Genomic DNA, 1,088 nt, shown 5'->3' with positions numbered 1-1,088 from the left:
GGCCAGGCCTTCGAGGTCGCCGCACCACCAGGCCCGGGGATGCCCGAGCCGCAGGGGCGCGCCCAGCAGCCGGCGGGCGATGCCGTCGAGATACGGGGCGAGCGCGGCGGATTCGACCAGCCCGGAGCCCGGCATGTTGGCCATCACCAGGGAGCCGTTGCGCAGGGCCTCGATCACCCCGGGCACGCCCAGGCGCGAGGCCGGGTTCAGCTCGAGGGGGTCGAGGTAGTCGGCGTCGATCCGCCGCCACAGGGCGTCGGCCCGCTTCAGGCCCGAGACGGTGCGCACGTGCAGCGCGCCGTCGCGCATGACGAGGTCGTCGCCCTCGACCAGCATCAGGCCGAGATACCGGGCCAACGCCGCCTGCTCGACATAGGTGCTGCTGTAGGGCCCCGAGGTCAGCAGGCAGATGCGCGGGTCGGAGCGCTCGGCCCCGAGCGCCAGCCCATCGCGAAACGCCTGGAAGAAGGCCGGCAGGCGCTCGACGTGGAGGTCCTGGAAGAAGTCCGGGAAGGTCCGGGCCAGGACCATGCGGTTCTCCAGCGCCCAGCCGAGGCCCGAGGGCGCCTGCGTCCGGTCGGCCAAGACCTGCCAGCGCCCGTCCGGCCCCCGGCCGAGATCGGCGGCGTAGAGCTTCAGGTAGTGGCCCCCGGGGGGCGCGACCCCGTGCAGGGGGTGGAGGAACTCGGGCGTCCCGGCCACGATCGCGGCGGGCAGCAGCCCGTCGGCGACCAGGCGGCCCTCGCCGTAGCAATCGGCGAGGATCGCCTCCATCAGTTCCGCGCGCTGGACGATCCCGGCGCTGAGGTCGCGCCACTCGGCGGCCTCGACCACCAGGGGCAGGCAGTCGAGCGGCCAGGGATGCTCGCGCTGGTCGCCGGAGATCCGGAACGAGATGCCGGCATCCCGGATGTGCCGCTCGGCCGAGACGAAGCGGGCCAGGATCTCCGGCTCGGTGAGCGCCCCGAGATGGTCGAGCAGGCGCGGCCACGCCCCCCGGGGGGCGCCGTCGCCGCCCAGGAACTCGTCGGGACGGCCGGAGACGGGCCGATAGCCCGCGGTCCAGCGCGCGACGCGCTCCTGCGGGC

At 74.7% G+C, this 1,088-nt stretch carries 1 protein-coding gene; it reads right to left on the bottom strand.

Annotation, left to right across the window (positions count from 1 at the left end):
* Positions 1-1,088: circularly permuted type 2 ATP-grasp protein (locus FV228_RS30575; protein WP_147857834.1), on the bottom strand; the 1,088-nt coding region annotated here is incomplete at both ends.

Source organism: Methylobacterium sp. WL18 (assembly GCF_008040015.1).
Lineage (GTDB): Bacteria > Pseudomonadota > Alphaproteobacteria > Rhizobiales > Beijerinckiaceae > Methylobacterium > Methylobacterium mesophilicum.
The sequence above is the reverse complement of the archived record's forward strand: the minus strand, read 5'-3'. Positions and strand labels throughout refer to the sequence as shown.